The sequence below is a fragment of the bacterium genome (genome assembly GCA_024226335.1).
GTDB lineage: Bacteria > Myxococcota_A > UBA9160 > SZUA-336 > SZUA-336 > JAAELY01.
Window position 1 is genome coordinate 1 of the sequence record JAAELY010000534.1, and the last position, 1,429, is coordinate 1,429.

Genomic DNA, 1,429 nt, shown 5'->3' on the forward strand with positions numbered 1-1,429 from the left:
GCATCGCCGCGTCGATCGCAAAGCGCGCGCCCAGTGCCTCGCCACATCCCTGGCAGGCGCGATGTCCCGAGTCGAGCGAGTTGCATCGATCCATGGTTGCCTGCACGCTGCGGTTTTGATCGTCGAGCAGGCGGTTACCGACGGTAAAGGTGCCGGTCTGGTAAAACTTGACCTTTTGTTGGGTCTCCGGAATTTGTGCCATGGCTCTCTCCTAAATCGTTTTCGCGGCGGCGACCACGCCGACGTCGTGAAGAATGTTTTCCGCGATCGAACCCGAGCGGCGCTGGTCTTTCTCGCGCTCGAGCTCGCGGTTGACGATACCCATGTCGATGTCGTGAAAATGCGGCTCTTCGAGTTGATCGTTGAGCCCTTTTTCGAACATGCGGCGCAGGCCGGCACGGGTAATGGGACGACCACCGAGGCCGCCGATCACCGATTGCACCTTGATCGGGTAGTCTTTCAGCGCCATGCGCACGTTCATCGAGACGATGCCACCCATACCGACCGCGAGGCTTTTCTCGAACACGATGACGCGTTTGGCGTCCTTCAGCGCTTCGCGCAGCGCGGCACTCGGGAAGGGTCGAAACGAGCGAATCGTGAGCGCACCGATCGAGTGGCTGTCGTCGCGCATGCCGGCGAGGACTTCTTTCATGGTGCCAATGACGGAACCCATGGTAATGACCACGGTTTCGGCGCCGGCGCAATCGAATTCCTTGATCAGGCCGCCCGAGTCACGCCCGAAGATGGCTTCGAACCCGGCCGCCTGTTGCGGGATCAGGTCGAGGGCATCGAGTTGTTTCTGATGGCTCAGGAAGCGCACCTCGGCAAAAGCCTCCGGGCCGACCATCGCACCCATCGACAGGGGCGCCGCCGGATCGAGTACCTGGCGCGGCTCGAACGGCGGTAAAAATTCATCCACCTGCGATTGCTCGGGAATATCCACTTGCGAATAGGAATGCGTGAGAATAAAGCCATCCATGCACACCATCACCGGCAGGCTCAACTCCTCGGCCAGCTTGAAGGCCTGGATATGCACGTCCACCGCCTGCTGGTTGCTCTCGACGAACAGCTGCAGCCAGCCGCCATCGCGCGCCGACATCGAGTCGCCCCAGTCGTTCCAGATGTTGATCGGCGCGCCGATCGCGCGGTTACCGACGGTCATCACGATCGGCAGGCCCATGCCCGACGCGTTGTAGACCGCTTCCATCATGAACAACATGCCCTGGCTCGAAGTGGCGGTGTAGCTGCGCGCGCCGGCCGCCGATGAACCGATGCAGGCAGACAATGCGCCAAATTCGGATTCGACCAGCATGAATTCGCAATTTTCGATCGCACCGGCTTTCACCATTGCACCGAGGTCCTCGACGATATGGGTTTGCGGCGTGATCGGGTAGGCGGAAATAACTTCCGGGCGGCACATAGCGACCGC

At 60.9% G+C, this 1,429-nt stretch carries 2 protein-coding genes; both read right to left on the reverse strand.

Going from position 1 to position 1,429, the window contains the following annotated elements:
• The coding region (locus tag GY725_25925; protein ID MCP4007635.1) for a pyruvate ferredoxin oxidoreductase at positions 1–202 on the reverse strand (202 nt) is incomplete at its 3' end.
• 9 nt (positions 203–211) lie between these two features.
• Positions 212–1,429 (reverse strand): pyruvate ferredoxin oxidoreductase (gene porA / locus GY725_25930; protein ID MCP4007636.1); only part of this gene is annotated, 1,218 nt, incomplete at its 5' end.